General features: G+C 40.2%; 16 protein-coding genes. All 16 read left to right on the forward strand.

The window, feature by feature from the left end; genetic code table 11:
• The first annotated feature begins 61 nt into the window (after positions 1–61).
• The 16 genes from murF to HT679_RS01280 all read left to right on the forward strand — a co-directional run bounded on the left by murF (position 62) and on the right by HT679_RS01280 (position 25,062).
• Positions 62–1,435 carry a UDP-N-acetylmuramoyl-tripeptide--D-alanyl-D-alanine ligase gene (murF, locus tag HT679_RS01205; RefSeq protein ID WP_173212426.1) on the forward strand — a complete coding sequence of 458 codons (1,374 nt, stop codon included), beginning with the start codon at positions 62–64 and terminating at the stop codon, positions 1,433–1,435.
• The gene (locus HT679_RS01210; RefSeq protein WP_173212509.1) at positions 1,422–2,033 is read left to right on the forward strand and encodes an NUDIX hydrolase; all 612 of its coding nucleotides are present in this window, start codon (positions 1,422–1,424) and stop codon (positions 2,031–2,033) included. The genes murF and HT679_RS01210 overlap by 14 nt, the downstream gene beginning before the upstream one ends.
• 90 nt (positions 2,034–2,123) lie before the next feature.
• Positions 2,124–2,828, forward strand: a complete 705-nt coding sequence (locus HT679_RS01215; protein ID WP_173212428.1) for a TIGR02206 family membrane protein — start codon at positions 2,124–2,126, stop codon at positions 2,826–2,828.
• A gap of 218 nt (positions 2,829–3,046) precedes the next feature.
• Positions 3,047–4,420, forward strand: a complete 1,374-nt coding sequence (gene ftsA / locus HT679_RS01220; RefSeq protein WP_050079038.1) for a cell division protein FtsA — start codon at positions 3,047–3,049, stop codon at positions 4,418–4,420.
• 16 nt (positions 4,421–4,436) lie between these two features.
• Positions 4,437–5,696, forward strand: a complete 1,260-nt coding sequence (ftsZ, locus tag HT679_RS01225) for a cell division protein FtsZ (RefSeq protein ID WP_173212431.1) — start codon at positions 4,437–4,439, stop codon at positions 5,694–5,696.
• 4 nt (positions 5,697–5,700) lie between these two features.
• Positions 5,701–6,372 (forward strand): YggS family pyridoxal phosphate-dependent enzyme, encoded by a 672-nt coding sequence (locus HT679_RS01230; protein WP_173212433.1) that lies wholly within the window; start codon positions 5,701–5,703, stop codon positions 6,370–6,372.
• A 9-nt stretch (positions 6,373–6,381) separates the two neighbouring features.
• Positions 6,382–6,921, forward strand: coding sequence for a cell division protein SepF (locus HT679_RS01235; protein ID WP_050256853.1), 540 nt, complete (start codon positions 6,382–6,384; stop codon positions 6,919–6,921).
• Positions 6,921–7,184 (forward strand): YggT family protein, encoded by a 264-nt coding sequence (locus HT679_RS01240; RefSeq protein WP_000576512.1) that lies wholly within the window; start codon positions 6,921–6,923, stop codon positions 7,182–7,184. The genes HT679_RS01235 and HT679_RS01240 overlap by 1 nt, the downstream gene beginning before the upstream one ends.
• Positions 7,181–7,966 (forward strand): RNA-binding protein, encoded by a 786-nt coding sequence (locus HT679_RS01245; protein WP_173212435.1) that lies wholly within the window; start codon positions 7,181–7,183, stop codon positions 7,964–7,966. The genes HT679_RS01240 and HT679_RS01245 overlap by 4 nt, the downstream gene beginning before the upstream one ends.
• A gap of 8 nt (positions 7,967–7,974) precedes the next feature.
• Positions 7,975–8,856, forward strand: a complete 882-nt coding sequence (locus HT679_RS01250) for a DivIVA domain-containing protein (RefSeq protein ID WP_345890087.1) — start codon at positions 7,975–7,977, stop codon at positions 8,854–8,856.
• A 252-nt stretch (positions 8,857–9,108) separates the two neighbouring features.
• Positions 9,109–11,901 (forward strand): isoleucine--tRNA ligase, encoded by a 2,793-nt coding sequence (gene ileS / locus HT679_RS01255; RefSeq protein ID WP_173212437.1) that lies wholly within the window; start codon positions 9,109–9,111, stop codon positions 11,899–11,901.
• Between the two features lie 183 nt (positions 11,902–12,084).
• Positions 12,085–18,219, forward strand: a complete 6,135-nt coding sequence (locus tag HT679_RS11215; RefSeq protein ID WP_240149561.1) for a ZmpA/ZmpB/ZmpC family metallo-endopeptidase — start codon at positions 12,085–12,087, stop codon at positions 18,217–18,219.
• Between the two features lie 144 nt (positions 18,220–18,363).
• Complete coding sequence (locus HT679_RS01265; RefSeq protein ID WP_000240129.1) at positions 18,364–19,056, forward strand: phosphoglycerate mutase; 693 nt, start codon at positions 18,364–18,366, stop codon at positions 19,054–19,056.
• Between the two features lie 52 nt (positions 19,057–19,108).
• Positions 19,109–21,520, forward strand: a complete 2,412-nt coding sequence (locus HT679_RS01270) for a glycoside hydrolase family 95 protein (RefSeq protein WP_173212439.1) — start codon at positions 19,109–19,111, stop codon at positions 21,518–21,520.
• Positions 21,521–21,650: 130 nt separating this feature from the next.
• On the forward strand, positions 21,651–22,352 hold the full coding sequence (locus HT679_RS01275) for an ABC transporter ATP-binding protein (RefSeq protein WP_172923719.1): 702 nt from the start codon (positions 21,651–21,653) through the stop codon (positions 22,350–22,352).
• Position 22,353: 1 nt separating this feature from the next.
• On the forward strand, positions 22,354–25,062 hold the full coding sequence (locus HT679_RS01280) for an FtsX-like permease family protein (protein ID WP_173212441.1): 2,709 nt from the start codon (positions 22,354–22,356) through the stop codon (positions 25,060–25,062).
• The last annotated feature ends 42 nt before the right edge of the window (positions 25,063–25,104 follow it).

The raw sequence follows: 25,104 nt of genomic DNA on the forward strand, positions 1-25,104 counted from the left end.
AGAACCATCACTTTAAGGTGATTAGAGTTCTCGGACTTCAACCCTTTTTAAAGGAGTAGAAATGAAACTTACAATTCACGAAGTTGCCCAAGCTGTTGGAGCTAAAAATGATGTTAGTCTTTTTGAGGATGCTCAGTTAGAAAAGCCTGAGTTTGACAGTCGTTTGATTGGGACAGGGGACTTGTTTGTGCCACTTAAAGGTGCGCGTGATGGTCATGACTTTATCGAAACAGCCTTTGAAAATGGTGCAGTAGTAACCCTGTCTGAGAAAGAGGTCTCAAATCATCCGTACCTTTTAGTAGATGATGTTTTGACTGCCTTTCAAACCCTAGCTGCCTACTATCTTGAAAAAACGGCTGTTGATGTCTTTGCGGTTACGGGTTCAAATGGCAAGACAACCACCAAGGATATGTTGGCGCACTTGCTATCAACAACCTACAAAACCTACAAAACACAAGGCAACTACAACAACGAGATTGGCCTTCCTTACACAGTTCTCCATATGCCTGAAGGAACAGAAAAGTTGGTCTTGGAGATGGGACAGGATCACTTGGGAGATATTCATCTCTTGTCAGAATTGGCTCGTCCAAAAACAGCCATCGTGACCTTGGTTGGAGAAGCCCATTTGGCCTTTTTCAAAGACCGTTCGGAAATTGCCAAAGGAAAAATGCAAATTGCAGATGGTATGGTATCGGGTTCTTTGCTTTTGGCACCAGCTGACCCGATTGTAGAGGCCTATTTGCCAGCTGATAAAAAGGTAGTTCGTTTTGGGCAAGGAGCAGAGCTGGAAATTACAGACTTGGTTGAGCGCAAGGATAGTCTGACCTTTAAAGCTAATTTCTTGGAACAAGCCCTTGACTTGCCAGTGACAGGTAAGTACAATGCCACCAATTCTATGATTGCGTCCTATGTTGCCCTACAAGAAGGAGTTTCAGAGGAGCAAATTCGTCAGGCCTTCCAAAATCTTGAATTGACGCGTAACCGTACCGAGTGGAAGAAAGCAGCCAATGGAGCAGATATCCTATCAGATGTTTACAATGCCAATCCAACTGCTATGAAGCTGATTTTAGAGACTTTCTCTGCCATTCCAGCCAACGAAGGCGGCAAGAAAATCGCTGTCTTGGCGGATATGAAGGAACTTGGTGACCAGTCTGTTCAACTTCATAACCAGATGATTTTGAGTCTTTCGCCAGATGTGCTGGATACCGTTATTTTCTATGGAGAAGACATTGCTGAATTAGCTCAATTGGCCAGTCAAATGTTCCCAATCGGCCACGTTTACTACTTCAAGACAACAGAAGACCAAGACCAATTTGAAGACCTAGTCAAGCAGGTTAAGGAAAGCCTAGGAGTGCATGACCAAATCCTACTCAAAGGCTCCAATTCTATGAATCTAGCCAAGTTGGTAGAATGTTTAGAAACTGAAGACAAGTAATTTTGTCAAGTATTTGCAAAGAATGATTGCCATTACAGATACTGGATTAACCTTTACAAAAGATCCTTTTGACCGTGAGCGCTACGAAGACTTGCGAAGTCTGTTAGGAGAAATGTTGAATCAAGCATCAGACCTTGATGCCGAAGAAGTGGCAGAAGTCTTGAAGCCAACTTCTGCTTATGCGACTCCGTTAATGGACGTCCGTGCTTGGATAGTTGAGGATGAAAAAATTTGTCTGGTTAGGGGACAAGGAGAGAATGATTGGGCTTTGCCAGGTGGCTTTGGCGAGGTCGGTTATTCACCAACTGAAAATATTCTCAAGGAGATTGAAGAAGAAACAGGTTTTACAGCAAAAGCTGAAAGGTTACTTGCAGTTTTTGATACAAATCGTTTCCAACTACAGAGCAAGCAATATGCAAAGTTTGTTTTTGAATGTAAGCTTCTCGATGGACAATTCCAAGAAAATCAAGAAATTGCAGACCTTCAATTTTTTGCCATTGACCAACTGCCGAACTTATCTGAAAAACGCATTACCAAGGAGCAAATAGAGCTTCTTTGGCAGGTTTATCAAGGTCAGAGGGAGCAATATCTTGACTAAGAAGATGATTATCGTATTTCTAAATCCATTTTTGACAAATAGCATGGTATAATAAAATGCAGGAAAATTTTGAATCATGAGGAAGACTAGATGAATTTATGGGATATTTTCTTTACGACCCAAGCAACAGAGCCACCCCAATTTGACCTTTTTTGGTATGTCAGTATATTTACACTCTTGGCTTTGACCTTTTATACAGCCTATCGTTATCGTGAAAAGAAGGTTTACCAACGATTTTTCCAGATTTTACAGGCCGTTCAGTTAATCCTCCTTTATGGTTGGTATTGGGTCAATCATATGCCACTGTCAGAAAGCCTACCCTTTTACCATTGCCGTATGGCTATGTTTGTGGTGCTTTTGCTTCCTGGTCAGTCCAAATATAGGCAGTATTTTGCATTACTAGGAACATTTGGGACATTAGCAGCCTTTGTTTATCCAGTGTCAGATGCCTATCCTTTCCCCCATATCACCATTTTATCCTTTATTTTTGGGCATTTAGCACTCTTGGGGAACTCTCTAGTTTATCTATTGAGACAATATAATGCGCAATTACTGGATGTGAAGGGAATTTTTCTCATGACCTTTGCCCTAAATGCCTTGATTTTTGTGGTCAATTTGGTAACAGGTGGGGATTATGGATTCCTGACAAAACCACCATTGGTTGGAGACCATGGCTTAGTAGCCAATTATTTAATCGTTTCCCTGGCCCTGTCAGCAGCGATTACGTTGACAAAGAAAATCTTGGAATTATTTTTAGAACAAGAAGCAGAAAAAATGATCGCAAAGAAAGCTTAGAAATGAGCTTTCTTTTTTGATCTTAGAGAGTTTTTACAAGCAGCTTATAAAATAAGAATTTCTGAATAGACAAACTCAAAAATTGGCTGGGAAATTTAGGAAAAAAGCAAGCACGATTAAAATTTTTGTGTTATAATATTCTGTGAATAGCTATGCCTATGTTTAGCTATGGAATAATACGAAGTGCGAAACTTGGAAGATAGAGAGGATGCGATGTAATGGCTAGAGAAGGCTTTTTTACAGGTCTAGATATTGGAACAAGCTCTGTCAAGGTGCTTGTAGCCGAGCAGAGAAATGGTGAATTAAATGTAATTGGCGTGAGTAATGCCAAAAGTAAAGGTGTAAAGGATGGAATTATTGTTGATATTGATGCAGCAGCAACTGCTATCAAATCAGCTATTTCCCAAGCGGAAGAAAAGGCAGGCATTTCTATTAAATCAGTGAATGTCGGCTTGCCTGGTAATCTTTTGCAGGTAGAACCAACTCAAGGGATGATTCCAGTAACATCTGATACCAAGGAAATTACGGATCAAGATGTTGAAAATGTTGTCAAATCAGCTTTGACAAAGAGTATGACACCTGACCGTGAAGTCATTACCTTTATTCCTGAAGAATTTATTGTGGATGGTTTCCAAGGGATTCGTGACCCACGTGGCATGATGGGGGTTCGCCTTGAAATGCGTGGTTTGCTTTATACAGGACCTCGTACTATCTTGCACAATTTGCGTAAGACGGTTGAGCGTGCAGGTGTTCAGGTTGAAAATATTATCATTTCACCACTAGCAATGGTTCAATCAGTTTTGAACGAAGGGGAACGTGAATTTGGTGCTACAGTGATTGATATGGGGGCAGGTCAAACGACTGTCGCTACAATCCGTAACCAAGAACTCCAGTTTACCAATATTCTCCAAGAAGGCGGAGATTATGTAACTAAGGATATCTCTAAAGTCTTGAAAACTTCTCGCAAATTAGCGGAAGGCTTGAAACTGAATTATGGGGAAGCCTATCCGCCTCTTGCAAGCAAAGAAACCTTCCAAGTAGAAGTTATTGGAGAAGTAGAAGCAGTCGAAGTGACGGAAGCCTACTTGTCAGAAATTATTTCTGCACGAATTAAGCACATCCTTGAACAAATTAAGCAAGAATTAGATAGAAGACGTCTATTGGAGCTCCCTGGTGGTATTGTCTTAATCGGTGGGAATGCCATTTTACCGGGTATGGTTGAACTTGCTCAGGAAGTCTTTGGCGTCCGTGTCAAGCTTTATGTTCCAAATCAAGTTGGTATCCGTAATCCAGCCTTTGCGCATGTGATTAGTTTATCAGAATTTGCGGGTCAATTAACAGAAGTTAATCTTTTGGCTCAGAGAGCTATAAAAGGTGAGAATGACTTAAGTCATCAGCCGATTAGCTTTGGTGGGATGTTGCAAAAGACAGCTCAGTTTGTACAATCAACGCCTATTCAACCAGCTCCAGCTCCAGAAGTAGAGCCGGTGGCGCCTACAGAACCAATGGCGGATTTCCAACAAGCTTCACAAAATAAACCGAAATTAGCAGATCGTTTCCGTGGCTTGATCGGAAGCATGTTTGACGAATAAAGAGGAAAAATAAATTATGACATTTTCATTTGATACAGCTGCTGCTCAAGGTGCAGTGATTAAAGTAATTGGTGTCGGTGGAGGTGGTGGCAATGCCATCAACCGTATGGTCGACGAAGGTGTTACAGGTGTAGAATTTATCGCAGCAAACACAGATGTACAAGCATTGAGCAGTACAAAAGCTGAGACTGTTATTCAGTTGGGACCTAAATTGACTCGTGGTTTGGGTGCAGGAGGTCAACCTGAGGTTGGTCGTAAAGCTGCTGAAGAAAGCGAAGAAACACTGACGGAAGCTATCAGTGGCGCAGATATGGTCTTCATCACTGCTGGTATGGGAGGAGGCTCTGGAACTGGAGCTGCTCCTGTTATTGCTCGTATCGCCAAAGATTTAGGTGCTCTTACAGTTGGTGTTGTAACACGTCCGTTTGGTTTTGAAGGAAGCAAGCGTGGACAATTTGCTGTAGAAGGAATCAATCAACTACGTGAGCATGTAGATACTCTATTGATTATTTCAAACAACAACTTGCTTGAAATTGTTGATAAGAAAACACCGCTCTTGGAGGCTCTTAGCGAAGCGGATAACGTTCTTCGTCAAGGTGTTCAAGGAATTACCGATTTGATTACCAATCCAGGATTGATTAACCTTGACTTTGCCGATGTGAAAACGGTGATGGCAAATAAAGGGAATGCTCTTATGGGGATTGGTATCGGTAGTGGAGAAGAACGTGTGGTAGAAGCGGCGCGTAAGGCAATTTACTCTCCACTTCTTGAAACAACAATTGACGGTGCTGAGGATGTTATCGTCAACGTTACTGGTGGGCTCGACTTAACCTTGATTGAGGCAGAAGAGGCTTCACAAATTGTGAACCAGGCAGCAGGTCAAGGAGTGAACATCTGGCTCGGTACTTCAATTGATGAAAGTATGCGTGATGAAATTCGTGTAACAGTTGTCGCAACGGGTGTTCGTCAAGACCGCGTAGAAAAGGTTGTGGCTCCACAAGCTAGACCTACTACTAACTACCGTGAGACAGTGAAACCAGCTCATTCACATGGCTTTGATCGTCATTTTGATATGGCAGAAACAGCTGAATTGCCAAAACAAAATCCACGTCGTTTGGAACCAACTCAGGCATCTGCTTTTGGTGATTGGGATCTTCGCCGTGAATCGATTGTTCGTACAACAGACTCAGTCGTTTCTCCAGTTGAACGCTTTGAAGTCCCAACATCACAAGATGAAGATGAATTGGATACACCTCCATTTTTCAAAAATCGTTAAGTAAATGAATGTAAAAGAAAATACAGAACTTGTTTTTCGAGAAGTTGCAGAGGCTAGTCTGAATGCTCATCGAGAGAGTGGTTCAGCCTCTGTCATTGCAGTTACCAAGTATGTAGATATACCGACAGCGGAAGCCTTGCTTCCGCTAGGTGTTCATCATATCGGTGAAAATCGTGTCGATAAGTTTCTGGAAAAATATGAAGCTTTAAAAGATCGAGATGTGACTTGGCATTTGATTGGTACCTTGCAAAGACGTAAGGTGAAAGATGTCATACAATTTGTCGATTATTTCCATGCCTTGGATTCAGTCAAGCTAGCAGAGGAAATTCAAAAAAGAAGTGACCGAGTCATCAAATGTTTCCTTCAGGTAAATATTTCTAAAGAAGAAAGCAAACACGGCTTTTCGAGAGAGGAACTGCTGGAAATCTTGCCAGAGTTAGCCAGACTAGATAAGATTGAATATGTTGGTTTAATGACGATGGCACCCTTTGAGGCTAGCAGTGAGCAGTTGAAAGAGATTTTCAAGGCAACCCAAGATTTACAAAAAGAAATCCAAGAAAAACAAATTCCAAATATGCCTATGACCGAGTTAAGTATGGGAATGAGTCGTGATTATAAAGAAGCGATTCAATTCGGTTCCACCTTTGTTCGTATAGGTACATCATTTTTTAAGTAGGAGAGAACCATGTCTTTAAAAGATAGATTCGATAGATTTATAGATTATTTTACGGAGGATGAGGATTCAAGTCTCCCTTATGAAAAAAGAGATGAGCCTGTGTTTACTCCAGTAAATTCTTCACAGGAACCGGCTCTCCCAATGAATCAACCTTCACAGTCTGCTGGTGCAAAAGATAGCAATATTACCAGACTTCATGCAAGACAACAGGAATTGGCAAATCAGAGTCAGCGTGCAACGGATAAGGTCATTATAGATGTTCGTTATCCTAGAAAATATGAAGACGCAACAGAAATTGTTGATTTATTGGCAGGCAACGAAAGTATCTTGATTGATTTTCAATATATGACAGAGGTACAGGCCCGTCGTTGTTTGGACTATTTGGATGGAGCTTGTCATGTTTTAGCTGGAAATTTGAAAAAGGTAGCTTCTACCATGTATCTGTTGACACCAGTGAATGTTATTGTCAATGTTGAAGATATTCGTTTACCAGATGAAGATCAACAGGGTGAGTTTGGTTTTGATATGAAGCGAAATAGAGTACGATAATGATTTTTTTAATTCGTATGATTTATAATGCAGTGGATATTTACTCCCTGATTTTGGTGGCCTTTGCTGTCATGTCTTGGTTTCCAGGTGCCTACGAATCAAGTTTAGGTCGTTGGATTGTAGCGTTGGTAAAACCAGTGCTTGCTCCCTTACAACGCCTGCCTTTACAGATAGCAGGTCTTGATTTATCTGTTTGGGTTGCGATTGTTTTGATTCGATTTTTAGGAGAAAACCTAGTCCGTTTTCTGGCGATGATAGGATGAATAAAGGGATTTACCAGCATTTCTCCATAGAAGATCGTCCCTTTCTTGACAAGGGAATGGAGTGGATAAAGAAAGTAGAAGATAGCTATGCTCCTTTTTTAACTCCTTTTATCAATCCTCATCAGGAGAAGCTATTAAAGATTTTGGCCAAAACTTATGGTCTTGCTTGTAGCAGTAGTGGGGAATTCGTCTCGAGTGAGTATGTTCGAGTTTTATTATACCCATATTATTTCCAACCAGAGTTTTCAGATTTTGAAATATCTCTCCAAGAAATTGTGTATTCCAATAAATTTGAACACTTAACGCATGCTAAGATTTTAGGGACAGTCATCAATCAATTAGGGATTGAACGGAAACTTTTTGGAGATATCCTAGTAGATGAAGAACGGGCGCAGATTATGATTAATCAGCAGTTTCTTCTTCTATTTCAAGATGGATTAAAGAAAATTGGCCGTATACCCGTTTCGCTGGAGGACCGTCCTTTCACCGAGAAAATAGATAAGCTAGAACAGTATCGAGAGCTGGATTTATGTGTGTCTAGTTTTAGATTAGATGTTCTTTTATCAAATGTTTTGAAACTATCTAGGAATCAAGCAAACCAGTTGATTGAAAAGAAACTTGTCCAAGTAAATTATCATGTGGTAGACAAATCAGATTATATTGTTCAAGTTGGAGACTTGATTAGTGTGAGAAAATTTGGGCGCTTGAGATTGCTTCAAGATAAGGGACAAACGAAAAAAGAGAAGAAAAAAATAACCGTCCAGTTATTATTAAGTAAGTGAGGAATAGAATGCCAATTACATCATTAGAAATAAAGGACAAAACCTTTGGAACTCGATTCAGAGGTTTTGATCCAGAAGAAGTCGATGAATTTTTAGATATTGTGGTTCGTGATTACGAAGATCTTGTGCGTGCGAATCATGATAAAGATTTGCGTATTAAGAGTTTAGAAGAGCGTTTGTCTTACTTTGACGAAATGAAAGATTCATTGAGCCAGTCTGTATTGATTGCCCAAGATACAGCTGAGCGAGTGAAACAGGCGGCGCATGAACGTTCAAACAATATCATTCATCAAGCAGAGCAAGATGCGCAACGCTTGTTGGAAGAAGCTAAATATAAGGCAAACGAGATTCTTCGTCAAGCAACAGACAATGCTAAGAAAGTTGCTGTTGAAACAGAAGAATTGAAGAACAAGAGCCGTGTCTTCCACCAACGTCTCAAATCTACAATTGAGAGTCAGTTAGCTATTGTTGAATCTTCAGATTGGGAAGATATTCTCCGTCCAACAGCTACTTATCTTCAAACCAGTGATGAAGCCTTTAAAGAAGTGGTTAGCGAAGTACTTGGAGAACCGATTCCAGCTCCAATTGAGGAAGAACCAATTGATATGACACGTCAGTTCTCTCAAGCAGAAATGGCAGAGTTACAGGCTCGTATTGAGGCAGCCAATAAAGAATTGGCTGAATTTGAAGCTCAGGCTAAACAGGAAGTGGAAGCTCCAACTCCTGTAGTGAGTCCTCAAATGGAAGAAGAGCCTGCTCATCCAGTTGGTCCAATGTACGAAGAACCAGAAGTAGCTCCAGTACATCCTTCGGCTCCAACACCAGCTACAGAAACATTTGATTCAGCACCAGGATTTGAAGCACCGCAAGAATCCGTTACAATTTTATAAGAAACAATGTGAGAACAATATCTTATCCTTATATTTCCAGCGAGCAGGAGATGGTGTGAGTCCTGTAATCCCTATTGATAAGATTATCCTCTCAAAAACTCAAGTCTGAATCTAGTAAGATTTGACGTTCCCCACGTTACGGGATAAGAGGGAGAAAGACTAAATCTTTTTCCGAATAAAGGTGGTACCACGATTTTCGTCCTTTTTGGCAGTCGTGGTTTTTAATTTGTTATTATTTATAAAGGAGATACCATGAAACTCAAAGATACCCTTAATCTTGGGAAAACAGCTTTCCCAATGCGTGCAGGTCTTCCTATCAAAGAACCAGTTTGGCAAAAGGAATGGGAAGATGCAAAACTTTATCAACGTCGTCAAGAATTGAACCAAGGAAAACCTCATTTCACCTTGCATGATGGCCCTCCATACGCGAACGGAAATATCCACGTTGGACACGCTATGAACAAGATTTCAAAAGATATCATTGTTCGTTCAAAATCAATGTCAGGTTTTTACGCACCATTTATCCCAGGTTGGGATACTCATGGTCTGCCAATCGAGCAAGTTTTGGCAAAACAAGGTGTCAAACGTAAAGAAATGGACTTGGTTGAGTACTTGAAACTTTGCCGTGAATACGCTCTTTCTCAAGTAGATAAACAACGTGAAGACTTTAAACGTTTGGGGGTTTCTGGTGACTGGGAAAATCCATATGTGACCTTGACTCCTGACTATGAAGCAGCCCAGATCCGTGTCTTTGGTGAGATGGCTAATAAAGGTTATATCTACCGTGGTGCAAAACCAGTTTACTGGTCTTGGTCATCTGAGTCAGCCCTTGCTGAAGCAGAGATTGAATACCATGACTTGGTTTCAACTTCCCTTTACTATGCCAACAAGGTAAAAGATGGCAAAGATGTTCTAGATACAGATACTTATATCGTTGTCTGGACAACGACTCCATTTACCATCACAGCTTCTCGTGGTTTGACGGTTGGTGCGGATATTGATTACGTTTTGGTTCAACCTGCTGGTGAAACTCGTAAGTTTGTCGTTGCTGCAGAATTGTTGAACAGCTTGTCTGAGAAATTTGGCTGGATTGATGTTCAAGTTTTGGCAACTTACCGTGGTCAAGAACTCAACCACATCGTGACAGAACATCCATGGGATACTGCAGTAGATGAACTCGTTATCCTTGGTGACCACGTTACAACTGACTCTGGTACAGGTATCGTCCATACAGCTCCTGGTTTTGGTGAGGACGACTACAATGTTGGTATTGCTAATGGTCTTGAAGTTGCAGTCACTGTTGACGAACGTGGTATCATGATGAAGAATGCCGGTCCTGAGTTTGAAGGTCAATTCTATGACAAGGTAGTTCCAACTGTTATTGAAAAACTTGCTAACCTCCTTCTTGCCCAAGAAGAAATCTCTCACTCATACCCATTTGACTGGCGTACTAAGAAACCAATCATCTGGCGTGCAGTACCACAATGGTTTGCCTCAGTTTCTAAATTCCGCCAAGAAATATTGGACGAAATTGAAAAAGTGAAATTCCACTCAGAATGGGGTAAAGTTCGTCTTTACAATATGATTCGTGACCGTGGCGACTGGGTCATCTCTCGTCAACGTGCTTGGGGAGTTCCACTTCCTATCTTCTACGCTGAAGATGGTACAGCTATCATGACTGCTGAAACCATTGAACATGTGGCTCAACTCTTTGAAGTACACGGTTCAAGCATTTGGTGGGAACGTGATGCTAAGGACCTCTTGCCAGAAGGATTTACTCATCCAGGCTCACCAAATGGCGAGTTCAAGAAAGAAACAGACATCATGGACGTTTGGTTTGACTCAGGTTCATCATGGAATGGAGTGGTTGTAAACCGCCCTGAGTTGACTTACCCAGCAGACCTTTACCTAGAAGGCTCTGACCAATACCGTGGTTGGTTTAACTCATCACTCATCACATCTGTTGCCAACCATGGCGTAGCACCTTACAAACAAATCTTGTCACAAGGTTTTGCCCTTGACGGTAAAGGTGAGAAGATGTCTAAATCTCTTGGAAATACCATTGCTCCAAGCGATGTTGAAAAACAATTTGGTGCTGAAATCTTACGTCTCTGGGTAACAAGTGTTGACTCAAGCAATGACGTACGTATCTCTATGGATATCTTGAGCCAAGTCTCTGAAACATACCGTAAGATTCGTAACACCCTTCGTTTCTTGATTGCCAATACATCTGACTTTAACCCAGCTCAAGATTCAGTAGCTTATGAAGAACTACGTTCAGTTGATAAGTACATGACTATTCGCTTTAACCAGCTTGTCAAGACCATTCGTGACGCTTACGCAAACTTTGAATTCTTGACAATCTACAAGGCCTTGGTGAACTTTATCAACGTTGACTTGTCAGCCTTCTACCTTGATTTTGCTAAAGATGTTGTTTACATTGAAGGTGCCAAATCAGTGGAACGCCGTCAAATGCAAACTGTTTTCTATGACATTCTTGTCAAAATCACCAAACTCTTGACACCAATCCTTCCTCACACTGCGGAAGAAATCTGGTCATATCTTGAGTTTGAAGCTGAAGACTTCGTTCAATTGTCAGAATTACCAGAGGCTCAAACTTTTGCTAATCAAGAAGAAATCTTGGATACATGGGCTTCCTTCATGGACTTCCGTGGACAAGCTCAAAAAGCCTTGGAAGAAGCGCGTAATGCCAAAGTTATCGGTAAATCGCTTGAAGCACACTTGACAGTTTATCCAAACGAAGTTGTGAAAACTCTACTCGAAGCAGTGAACAGCAATGTGGCTCAACTTTTGATCGTGTCAGACTTGACCATCGCAGAAGGACCAGCTCCAGAAGCTGCCGTAAGCTTCGAAGATGTTGCCTTCACAGTTGAACGCGCTGCAGGCCAAGTATGTGACCGTTGCCGTCGTATTGACCCAACAACAGCAGAACGCAGCTACCAGGCAGTCATCTGTGACCACTGTGCAAGCATCGTAGAAGAAAACTTTGCAGAAGCAGTCGCAGAAGGATTTGAAGAGAAGTAAGGTTGAAAAGTCTCTATGCGTCTAGTATATAAAAATCAGTTATTCCAAGTTTATAATCTCTCTTGTGAGATGCTAAAGTTTAATGAGAATTGGTTTTGCTAATACTAGGAGAAAGTAAGTATGCTAAAATCGCAAGATTGTTTTTCTTGCGATTTCTTAAACTAGTGAGGAAAAATAAACATTATGAGACAAACAAATGTTAGAGGAAGCTTGTCCCTCCGTGGCTTTAGAAAATTAAGAACTGGTGCAATTGTTGCGACAGGTGTGATTTTATTGGGTCTGGGCTTTTTAGCCCCAACTGTATCAGCCAGTGAACAAGATGGTGTCTGGGTAGCCAGAACAGTTGAGGAAGTGAAAGCTGACCTTCAAAAAGAAGGTGATTTATTTAAGTATGTCATTAAGTGGGGAGATACATTAAGTGTTATCAGCGAAGCAAGCAATATCCCTGTAGATGTACTCCAAGAAATGAATCAAGCTTCAGGCAAGAATTTATTCTTACCACACAATGAATTGTACTTTACTGAAGCTGAAACGGTTTCAGATACAGTCACAAAACACAAGATTGTCATCAAAGAAAGTGGTGCAAGTGGCGAAGTTCGCACTTACGAAGTCTTGCTCAAGAAAGATCAGGAAACAAAAGCTGTTACCTTTGAATTAACAGATGTCACTGAGAAAGTTGAAAAAATGACTGTGAACTATAGCCTAGTTTATCAGCCTGTATCAGCACCAGTAGTGGAAAGAGCGGAAGAATCAGGTGAAGAACCTGCTTCAGAAGCACCAGCAGAGACAAGCCCAGAAGTTAAAGAAGAAACAGAAGCTCCAGTAGCACCAAAAGCAGAAGAGCCAACTGTAACAACGCCAAAAGCAGAAAAACCAGTGTCTCCAGCACCAACAGAATCAGCGCCAGAGGTAGAAAAACCAGCTGATCCTAAAGAAGCAGAATCAACACCTGAAGGAACATTTACAGGAACAGCAGAATCAGCACCAGATTCAACAGAATTAGTGGCAAATGGAGCTTCAGGAAGAACAGAAGGGGCTTCAGAAGTAACTCCAGGAGTAACAGGAAAAGAAACTGAAGAATCAGGAACAGAAGCACCTACAACTCCAAAAGAAGATACACCTGAAGGAACAGTTTCAGAAGGAGAAACAGGAACAGAGTCAGCAGAATTGGCTGAACCAAAAACAGAAGCACCTACAACTCCAGAAAATAAAGAAGAACAACCAGGTGCAACAGAAGCACCGGAACCAAAAGTAACAGAGTCCGAGGCAGCGAAACCAGCTCCAAAAGAAGCAGGAACAACAGCAGGAAATGAAGTAAAAGAAACTGAAGAAGCAGGAACAGGTTCAGAAGTAGCTACAACAGGTGCACCAGCAGCGGAAGGAAGTTCAGAAGCGACTCTAGGTTCAACAGAAGAAGCTTCAGGAACAACACCAAAAGCAGAAGTTTCAGAAGCACCAGTGGTAGAGGCTACAACTTCAGGAGAACAAAGCCAACCAGCAGAAGAAACTCCAGCACCATCAAAACCAGAAACCCCAGCTTCAACAGAAGCAGCTACAGAGGCTACAACTTCAAGTGAAGTAGGCAATGCAGAAGAAACCTCTGTTGAGGAGACAGGAAAACAAGATAGCGCAACAAATACACCGTCAGCTGAGTCTAAAGAAGAAGCGGTAACAACACCAGAAGCAACAGAAAAAGAAGCAAAAGCAGAAGAGTCAGCAGAACCAGGAACATCTGCAACTGTGGAATCAACACCAGCAGGAGAAGAAGGTAAAGCCGAAGCAACGGAAGAAGATGAAGAACCAGGAATAATAGCAGAAGCAACCCCAGCACCAAAAGAATTAGGAGAAGAAGGTAAAGCGGAGGATTCAGTTTCTTCAACTGAATCTTCATCAACTGCTTCTGAAGGGGAGTCAACAGCTACGCAGCCAGCTGTAGAAGAAGAAACAGATTCAACATCGGAAGCTGAAGAACTTGCAACTACGGAAACAGCAACAGCACCAAAAGCGGAAGAGCCAGAGGCGGCAACCCCAGCTTCAGAAGTACCATCAGAATCAGAGTCGAAAGAAGAAGATTCATCTGCAGGGGATACAACAGTTACAGAAGAACAGCCGGCTTCAGAAACTGTCTCTGAAGGTGGGTTACCAGCTACACAACCAGCTGGAGAAGAAAATAAATCCGAACCAACGTCAGAAACTTCAACTATTCCATCTGTAGATGCTACAAATGATTCAGGTAATTCAGAGTCATCACCTTCAGTAACAGAAGGCAATAAAGAAGAAACAAATTCACAAAATACTGAAGCTTCGACTGTGAACGAAAACTCAGAATCATCTAATTCAGATTCAGAAAAACCACAGGGTGATGAACCAGCTGTACAAGTAGGATCAGACCCAACAGCGTCAACAGAAGGAACATCTACAGGAAAAGAAGAATCAGCACCAAAAGCAGAAGAAAAACAAGTCGACAAGAAACTAGAGCTTAGGAATATTTCAAATGTGGAATTATTTACAGTAGAAAATAATAAATATCGACATGTAACCTCATTTGATACGGTTCCAAATAATCCTAGTAACTACTTTATGAAAGTAAAATCAGAGAAGTTTAAAGATGTGATGTTACCTGTCTCAAGTATTACAAGTGTCAGAAGAGATAATCAAGAAGTATATAAAATTGTTGGTCGAGCAAATGATTTAATTCAACATGAAAATGATAGTACTGTAGAAAATTATACTTATTATTTACCAAAAACTATTAATAGTGAAAACGAAGTTTATACATCATTTAAAAATCTAGTAGAAGCAATGAATAGAAATTTACATGGTACGTTTCGTTTAGGAGCAACTATGGATGCTCGTGAAGTAGAACTTTCGGATGGTCAAGAAAGTTATATAAATCAAGAATTTAGTGGTACATTAATAGGTACAAACAATGATAAGAACTATGCTATATATAACTTGAAAAAACCGTTATTTAAAGTTTTAAATCATGCTGCTATTCAAGATCTTTCAATAAAAGAAGCTAATGTTTCTTTGAAAGAAGATGCTGCTACAATAGCGAAAGAGGCGAACAATGGTACTACAATTACAAATGTTCATTCATCAGGTGTAATTGCTGGTGAGCGTAGCATTGGTGGTTTGGTTTCAAAAGTAACTGACTCTACAATTTCTAATAGTAGTTTTACAGGTAGAATAACAAATACTTATAATACAAATGCTACTTATCAAATAGGTGGTTTAGTTGGCAAACTTTCAGGTGTTGGTGCTTTAATAGAAAACTCAATTTCATCTATCGATATGGCGACAAACGCTAATCAAGGGGACCAAACAGTTGGTGGTATAGCTGGGGTTGTTGATAGAAGTGCTAGAATTAGTAATAGTTACGTTGAAGGAAATCTTAACAATGTGAAGCCTTTTGGTAAAGTAGGAGGAGTTGTAGGTAATCTTTGGGATAATTCAGGTGAAGTTGAAAATTCAGGTCGACTATCTGATGTATTAAGCGATGTCAATGTTACTAACGGTAATGCTATTGCTGGTTATGATTTTAATGGTATAAAAGCAACTAACACTTATAGTAATAAAAATAATAAGGTGGTAAAAGTAGTTCAAGTAGATGACGAAGTACTTAGTAAAGATTCTGAAGAGCAAAGAGGAACTGTGCTAGAAGCGGATGAGATTAATGTGAAAAAAGCTCAACTTGTTCCTAAAAATAATATTAAAACTGAGGACTTTAATTTCTCTTCTAAATATGGAACGGATTATAGTAAATTAAAAGATGTTGATGTTTCTAGGTTAAGGGTGTATAAAAATATAGAAAAATTACTGCCATTTTATAACAGAGAGACTATTGTTAAGTATGGTAATTTAGTGGATACTAATAATGCTTTATATACTAAGGATCTTGTGTCTGTAGTTTCAATGCATGACAAAGAAGTAATTTCTGATATTAATAAACATAAAGCTAGTATTAATAAGTTGTTACTACATTATTCAGATAATACTTCTCAAACATTAGATATAAAATATCTACAAGATTTCTCTAAAGTAGCAGAATACGAAATAACTAATACAAAATTAATATACACACCTAATACGTTATTACATAATTACAATAATATTGTAAAATCTGTTTTAAATGATCTGAAATCTGTTCAATATAATTCAGCTGATGTTAGAAAAGTATTAGATATTTCTAATGATATAAAATTAACAGAATTATATCTAGATGAACAGTTCGATAAAACAAAAGCAAATATTGAAGATACTTTATCAAAACTTCTTTCTGCAGATGCGGCAATAGCTGTAAATAATAATTCGATAATAGATAATTATGTAGTAGAAAAAATTAAGAATAATAAAGAGGCGTTGCTTTTAGGTTTAACATATCTTGAACGTTGGTATAATTTTAAATATGATAATGCAAGTGCAAAAGATTTAGTATTATATCATTTAGATTTCTTTGGTAAATCTAATAGTTCTGCATTAGATAATGTTATTGAGCTAGGTAAATCAGGATTTAACAATTTATTAGCTAAAAATAATGTAATTACTTATAATGTATTATTATCAAAAAATTATGGAACTAAGAGTTTATTTGAGGCATTGGAAAAATATAGAAAAGTTTTAGTGCCGAATAAAACAAATAACGAATGGTTTAAAGAACAATCTAAAGCTTATATAGTAGAAGAAAAATCTACAATTCCTGAAGTAAGCGAAAAACAATCTAAGGAAGGGACGAAGTATTCTATTGGAGTATATGATAGATTAACTAGCCCTTCTTGGAAATATCAAAGTATGGTGTTACCGTTATTAACACTACCTGAAAAATCAGTGTTTATGATAGCGAATATTTCAACTATAGGATTTGGAGCCTATGACAGATATAGAAGTTCAGAATATCCTAAGGGAGAAAAATTAAATAAATTTGTAGAAGATAATGCAAAAGAAGCGGCTAAACGCTTTAGAGATCATTATGATTATTGGTACAAAATACTAGATACGAAAAATAAAGACAAATTGTTTAGAAGTATTTTGGTATATGATTCTTTCAGATTTGGTAATGATAAAGATAAAAATACTAGTCAAGCAGATTTTGAAACTGATCATCCAGCAATAAAACATTTCTTCGGTCCTGCGGGGAATAATGTTGTTCATAATGGACACGGAGCATATGCTACGGGAGATGCGTTCTACTATATGGCTTATCGTATGCTTGATAAGGCTGGCGCAGTAACATATACTCATGAAATGACACATAACTCAGATAGAGAAATTTATCTTGGAGGATATGGAAGAAGAAATGGGCTTGGACCAGAGTTTTATGCAAAAGGATTATTACAAGCTCCCGATCATCCAGATGATGCAACAATCACGATAAACTCTGTATTGAAATATGATGAAGCGGAAAATGCTAATAGACTACAAGTGAAAAATCCAACTCAACGATTTAATAATGCAGAAGACTTGCGTAAATATATGCATAACTTATTCGATTTAGTTTATACACTTGAAAAATTAGAAGGAGAAGCAGTAGTTAACTTAGGTGCCAATGAGAAAGGTGAGCTATTAAGGAAAATAGAGAATGAGTATAAACCTGATCCTGATGGAAATGATGTTTATGCAACGAATGTAGTCCGTAGATTAAAACCTGATGAGCTTAATAAGTTAACCTCTTTCAATAGTTTAATAGAAAACGATATAATCACAAGAAGAGGGTATATTGATGAAGGTGAGTATAAACGAAATGGATACTACACAATCAATCTTTTCTCGCCAATATATTCTGCCTTAAGTAGTGATAAAGGGACTCCGGGTGATTTAATGGCTCGTCGTATGGCATTTGAACTATTAGCTGCAAAAGGATATAAAGAAGGTATGGTACCATATATTTCTAACCAATATGAAAATGAAGTGAAAGCTAATGGAAGTAAAATTAATTCATACGGTAAAGAAGTAGGATTGGTAACTGATAAATTAGTGCTTAATAAGATATTTAATAACCAGTATTCATCTTGGGCTGATTTTAAAAAAGCTATGTATAAAGAACGAGAAAATAAATTTAATAACTTAACAAATATTAGCTTTATAAATCCTAATAATTGGGGACGTCAAGAGACGATAACTATTGATAGTATTGCTAAGTTAAGAAATATAATTAAAGAAGCGGTTCAGGCGGATGCTACTAATTATGCTTCAATATTATATCCAAAAGAAAGTAGTAAAGTTTACAAACTTAAAAAAGCTATTTTCAAAGCTTATCTAGATAAAACTGATGATTTTAGAAGTTCAATTTTTGATGAGGAAAATAAATTTACTAATTAGGGTAGCACATGAAGATAGGTTTCGTTTCTTCATGTGTGAAACTCTTTCCTTTTTGGTTTTGACTAGCTTTTTTGTGAAAAATTGTGTAAAATAGAATAGATAAACGAGGGGAAACCTCGGAAAATTTAAAGGAGAATCCATCTAATGGTAAAATTGGTTTTTGCTCGCCACGGTGAGTCTGAATGGAACAAAGCTAACCTTTTCACTGGTTGGGCTGATGTTGATTTGTCTGAAAAAGGTACACAACAAGCGATTGACGCTGGTAAATTGATCAAAGAAGCTGGTATCGAATTTGACCAAGCTTACACTTCAGTATTGAAACGTGCGATCAAAACAACTAACTTGGCTCTTGAAGCTTCTGACCAATTGTGGGTTCCAGTTGAAAAATCATGGCGTTTGAACGAACGTCACTACGGTGGTTTGACTGGTAAAAACAAAGCTGAAGCTGCTGAACAATTTGGTGATGAACAAGTTCACATCTGGCGTCGTTCATACGATGTATTGCCTCCAAACATGGACCGTGATGATGAGCACTCAGCTCACACAGACCGTCGTTATGCTTCACTTGACGACTCAGTAATCCCAGATGCTGAAAACTTGAAAGTGACTTTGGAACGTGCCCTTCCATTCTGGGAAGATAAAATCGCTCCAGCTCTTAAAGATGGTAAAAACGTATTCGTAGGAGCTCACGGTAACTCAATCCGTGCCCTTGTAAAACACATCAAAGGTTTGTCAGATGACGAAATCATGGACGTGGAAATCCCTAACTTCCCACCATTGGTATTCGAATTTGACGAAAAATTGAACGTCGTTTCTGAATACTACCTTGGAAAATAAAAAAATGTAAGTCTAGAATTGATTTCTAGGCTTTTTATGTTAGTATGGAAGTATGATAAGGAATAAAAAACAAGATTATGTATTGGTCTACAAGCAACCAGCATCAACAACATATAAGGGTTGGGAAGAAGAGGCCTTACCGATAGGCAATGGTTCTTTAGGGGCTAAAGTATTTGGGCTTATAGGTGCTGAACGGATTCAATTTAATGAAAAAAGTCTCTGGTCTGGAGGTCCACTTCCTGATAGTTCAGATTATCAGGGTGGAAATCTTCAAGATCAGCATAACTTTTTAGCTGAGATTCGGCAGGCTTTGGAAAAGAGAGATTACAATCGAGCTAAGGAACTGGCTGAACAGAACCTAGTTGGGCCCCAAACGAGTCAATATGGGACCTATCTGTCCTTTGGAGATATTTTCATTGAGTTCAGCCAGCAAGGCACAACTTTGTCTCAGGTGACGGACTATCAGAGACAGCTGAATATTAGTAAGGCACTTGAGACGACTTCTTATGCCTATAAGGGAACGCGATTTGAACGTGAAGCCTTTGCGAGTTTTCCAGATGATCTATTGGTTCAACATTTTACTAAGGAAGGGTTGGAAACTCTAGATTTTACTATAGAACTATCTTTGACCTGTGATTTGGCTTCTGATGGAAAGTATGAGCAGGAAAAATCTGATTACAAGGAGTGTAAGTTGGATATTACTGATTCTCATATCTTGATGAAGGGAAGAGTTAAGGATAATAATCTGCAGTTTGCTGGCTGTCTAGCTTGGCAAACTGATGGTGATATTAGAGTCTGGTCGGATAAGGTTCAGATATCAGGGGCTAGTTATGCTAATCTCTTCTTGGCGGCTAAGACGGATTTTGCTCAAAATCCTGCTAGCAATTATCGCAAGAAACTAGATTTAGAGCAGCAAGTAAAGGACTTGGTGGACACAGCTAAAGAAAAGGGCTATACTCGATTGAAATCAAGGCATATTGAGGACTACCAAGCCTTATTCCAGCGTGTTCAATTGGATTTGAAAGCTGAGGTTGACGCCTCTACTACAGATGTGTTGCTAAGAAATTATAAGCCACAAGAAGGGCAGGCTTTGGAGGAACTGTTCTTCCAGTATGGGCGGTATTTATTGATTAGTTCTTCTAGAGATTGCCCAGATTCGCTACCAGCTAACCTGCAAGGAGTCTGGAATGCGGTCGATAATCCTCCTTGGAATTCGGACTATCACCTGAATATCAACCTGCAGATGAATTATTGGCCAGCCTATGTTACCAATCTCCTAGAGACGGCTTTTCCAGTCATCAACTATATCGATGATTTGCGTGTCTATGGTCGCCTAGCAGCTGCAAGGTATGCAGGAATCGTTTCTCAGAAAGGGGAAGAGAATGGTTGGTTAGTCCATACCCAAGCGACTCCTTTTGGCTGGACGGCACCTGGTTGGGATTACTATTGGGGTTGGTCACCAGCTGCCAATGCGTGGATGATGCAAACTGTTTATGAGGCCTATTCATTTTACAGGGACCAAGACTATCTCAGGGAAAAAATTTATCCCATGTTGAGGGAAACGGTGCGTTTTTGGAATGCCTTTTTACATAAGGATCAGCAGGCGCAGCGTTGGGTGTCTTCTCCGTCTTATTCTCCAGAACATGGGCCGATTTCGATTGGCAATACCTATGACCAATCTCTGATTTGGCAGTTATTTCATGATTTTATTCAGGCTGCTCAGGAATTGGGACTGAATGAGGCTTTGTTGACTGAGGTCAAGGAGAAGTTTGACTTGCTTAATCCTATTCAAATCACTCAATCTGGTCGAATCAGGGAGTGGTATGAGGAGGAAGAGCAGTATTTTCAAAATGAGAAAGTGGAGGCCCAGCATCGGCACGCTTCCCATCTGGTGGGACTCTATCCTGGAAATCTCTTTAGTCATAAGGGACAAGACTATCTTGAAGCGGCGCGTGCTAGCCTCAATGATCGTGGAGATGGCGGCACAGGCTGGTCCAAGGCCAATAAGATCAATCTTTGGGCGCGTCTAGGAGATGGCAATCGAGCCCATAAATTATTAGCAGAGCAGTTAAAGACATCCACCTTGCTAAATCTTTGGTGTAGTCACCCTCCTTTTCAGATAGATGGTAATTTTGGTGCTACTAGTGGCATGGCAGAAATGTTACTCCAGTCTCATGCAGCTTATCTGGTACCTCTAGCTGCCCTTCCCGATGCATGGTCAACAGGTTATGTTTCAGGCTTAGTGGCACGTGGACATTTTGAAGTGAGCATGAGGTGGGAGGATAAAAAACTTTTACAGTTGACCATTTTATCAAGGAGTGGAGGAGATTTGCGAGTTTCTTATCCAGATATTGAGAAGAGTGTGATTGAAGTGAATCAAGAAAAAATAAAAGCGAAATGCATAGAGAAAGATTGTATTTCAGTAGCGACAGCAGAAGGTGATCTGGTTCAATTTTATTTTTAAGAAGGTGATAGAAGGCAGTAGTTTGAGACTGCCTTTTAATAAGGATTTGAGAATGTAAGCAGTTTCCAACTAGTTGAAAAAGCGTTATAATGGTAATATGAAGTAATTTGTTTGAGAGAGGGTGGGTCTGATGGCTTATATTGAGATGAAACACTGTTACAAGCGGTATCAGGTTGGGGACACGGAGATTGTGGCCAATCGTGATGTGAATTTTGAGATTGAAAAGGGTGAATTGGTTATTATTCTAGGTGCATCTGGTGCAGGCAAGTCAACGGTTCTTAACCTTCTTGGAGGCATGGATACCAATGATGAAGGGGAAATCTGGATTGATGGTGCCAATATTGCAGGCTATAGTTCCCACCAGAGAACCAATTACCGCCGCAATGATGTCGGTTTTATTTTTCAGTTCTACAATCTAGTGTCCAATCTGACTGCTAAGGAAAATGTGGAGTTGGCTTCAGAAATCGTGACAGATGCCTTGAATCCTGAACAGGTCTTGACAGATGTAGGTCTGGCTCATCGTCTCAATAACTTTCCAGCCCAGCTTTCTGGAGGGGAGCAACAGCGAGTCTCCATTGCACGCGCGGTAGCCAAAAATCCTAAAATTCTCCTTTGTGACGAACCGACAGGCGCCTTGGATTATCAGACGGGCAAGCAGGTTTTGAAAATCCTCCAAGATATGTCTCGTCAAAAGGGAGCGACGGTGATTATCGTGACTCACAATGGAGCTTTGGCTCCCATTGCTGATCGCGTGATTCATATGCACGATGCCAGTGTCAAGGATGTGGTGCTCAACCAGCATCCTCAGGATATCGACAGTTTGGAGTACTAGCATGATCAAGCGAAAAACCTATTGGAAGGACTTAATTCAGTCCTTCACAGGCTCAAAGGGGCGTTTTTTATCCATCTTGACCTTGATGATGTTGGGCTCTCTAGCCCTAGTAGGTCTCAAAGTAACCAGTCCCAACATGGAGGCAACAGCTAATGCTTATTTAACAACTGCTAAAACCTTGGATTTGGCAGTCATGTCTAACTATGGCTTGGATCAAACAGATCAAGAAGAACTAAAACAGACGCAGGGCGCAGAGGTTGAGTTTGGCTATTTGACAGATGTGACTATGGATAATGGGCAGGATGCCATTCGGCTGTACTCCAAACCAGATCGAATTTCAACCTTTCAGCTAAGAAAGGGACGACTTCCGCAGTCAGATAAGGAAATCGCCTTGGCAAGTCATTTGCAAGGTCAATATCGTGTGGGACAGGAGATTAGTTTTAAAGAAAAAGAAGAGGGTCATTCCTCTTTAAAAGACCATACTTATACCATTACTGGTTTTGTGGATTCGGCTGAAATCCTCTCCCAGCGAGATATGGGCTACGCAGGAAGTGGAAGTGGGACTCTGACAGCCTATGGGGTGATTTTACCTAGTCAATTTGATCAGAAAGTCTACAATATAGCTCGTTTGAAATATCAAGATTTAGCAGGTTTAAATGCCTTTTCATCAGCTTATGAAGAAAAATCCAAGCAACATCAGGAAGACCTTGAACAAACTTTATCAGATAATGGCAAGGTACGTCTGCAACTTTTGAAAAAAGAAGGACAAGAGTCTCTAGACAAGGGGCAAGAGACCCTTGACAAGGCTCAGACTAATTTGCAGGAAGGCAAGCGTCGTTTAGCAGCTGCTCAAGCTCGTATACAGGCTCAAGAAAGTCAACTAGCCTTGTTTCCTCAAGCTCAGAGAGAGCAGGCTAGTGCTCAACTTACCCAAGCCAAGCAGGAACTGGGCAAGGAAGAGGACAAACTAAAGCAAGCTGAACAAAATCTAGCCCAAGAAAAGGAAAAATTAGAAAAACATCAGCAAGTCTTGGATGATTTGTCTGAGCCCAAATATCAAGTATATAATCGTCAGACCATGCCTGGCAGTCAAGGCTACCTCATGTACAGTAATGCTTCAGCCAGTATTCGGGCAGTGGGCAATATCTTTCCTGTAGTGCTTTATGCCGTAGCGGCTATGGTGACCTTCACAACTATGACTCGTTTTGTGGATGAAGAGCGAACTCATGCAGGGATTTTTAAGGCCTTGGGCTATCGTAGTAAGGATATTATCGCCAAGTTTCTTCTCTACGGTCTAGTATCTGGAACTGTCGGAACAGCTCTAGGTAGTATACTTGGCCATTATTTACTAGCTAGTGTAATTTCAAGTGTCATTACAAAAGGCATGGTGGTGGGAGAAACCCAGATTCAGTTCTATTGGACCTATAGCTTACTGGCTCTTGGTTTGAGTTGGTTGGCGAGTGTGTTACCAGCCTATCTGGTGGCTCGGAGGGAACTTCATGATGAAGCAGCCCATCTTTTACTGCCTAAACCTCCTGTTAAAGGAGCTAAAATCTTACTGGAGCGCATCGGTTTTATCTGGCGCCGTCTCAGTTTTACTCATAAGGTAACTGCTCGCAATATCTTCCGTTATAAGCAGCGGATGTTGATGACGATCTTTGGTGTGGCAGGTTCTGTAGCTTTGCTCTATGCAGGTTTGGGAATCCAATCCTCTGTAGCAGGAGTTCCGTCTAGACAGTTTCAACAAATCCAACAGTATCAGATGATTGTCTCTGAAAACCCTAGTGCGACCAATCAGGACAAGGCAGAGTTAGAAGAAGTGTTGAAAGGGCAGGATATTCAAGCCTATCAGAAAATCTATTCTAAAACGCTAGACAAGGATTTCAAAGGTAAGGCTGGTCTTCAAACCATTACTCTTATGATGACAGAGAAGGAAGATTTGACTCCCTTTATCCATCTGCAACATCATCAGCAGGATCTGACATTAAAAGATGGCGTCGTTATTACAGCTAAACTTGCCCAGCTGGCAGGTGTCAAGGTTGGGCAGACTCTAGAAATTGAAGGTAAGGCACTAACGGTCGCTGCCATTGCTGAGAATTACGTTGGTCACTTTATTTATATGAGTCAGGCTAGCTATGAGCAAATTTATGGACAGCTACCCCAAGCCAACACTTATCTGGTCTCGCTAAGGGATACCAGTGCTCCTAGTATCGAAAGACAGGCCGGCTTGCTTATGAATCAATCTGCGGTGTCCAGTGTTGTCCAGAATGCTTCAGCCATTCGACTCTTTGACTCGGTCGCAAGTTCACTCAATCAGACCATGACCATCTTGGTCATCGTGTCGGTTCTATTGGCTATTGTTATCCTCTACAATCTGACCAATATCAACGTAGCTGAGAGAATCCGTGAACTCTCTACTATCAAGGTTCTCGGTTTTCATAATAATGAAGTCACCCTCTACATTTACCGTGAGACGATTGTGCTGTCCCTTGTGGGAATCGTACTTGGTTTGGTATCTGGTTTCTATTTACACCAATTTTTGATTCAAATGATTTCGCCTGCGACCATTCTCTTTTATCCGCAGGTAGGCTGGGAAGTCTATGTAATCCCCGTGACGGCAGTAAGTATCATTTTGACCTTGCTTGGTTTTTTTGTCAATTATCATCTGAGAAAGGTTGATATGCTTGAAGCCCTGAAATCTGTAGAGTAATACTCAATGAAAATCAAAGAGCAAACTAGGAAGCAAGCCGTA

Origin of the sequence: Streptococcus sp. 4886 (assembly GCF_013276485.1) — a bacterium.
GTDB lineage: Bacteria > Bacillota > Bacilli > Lactobacillales > Streptococcaceae > Streptococcus.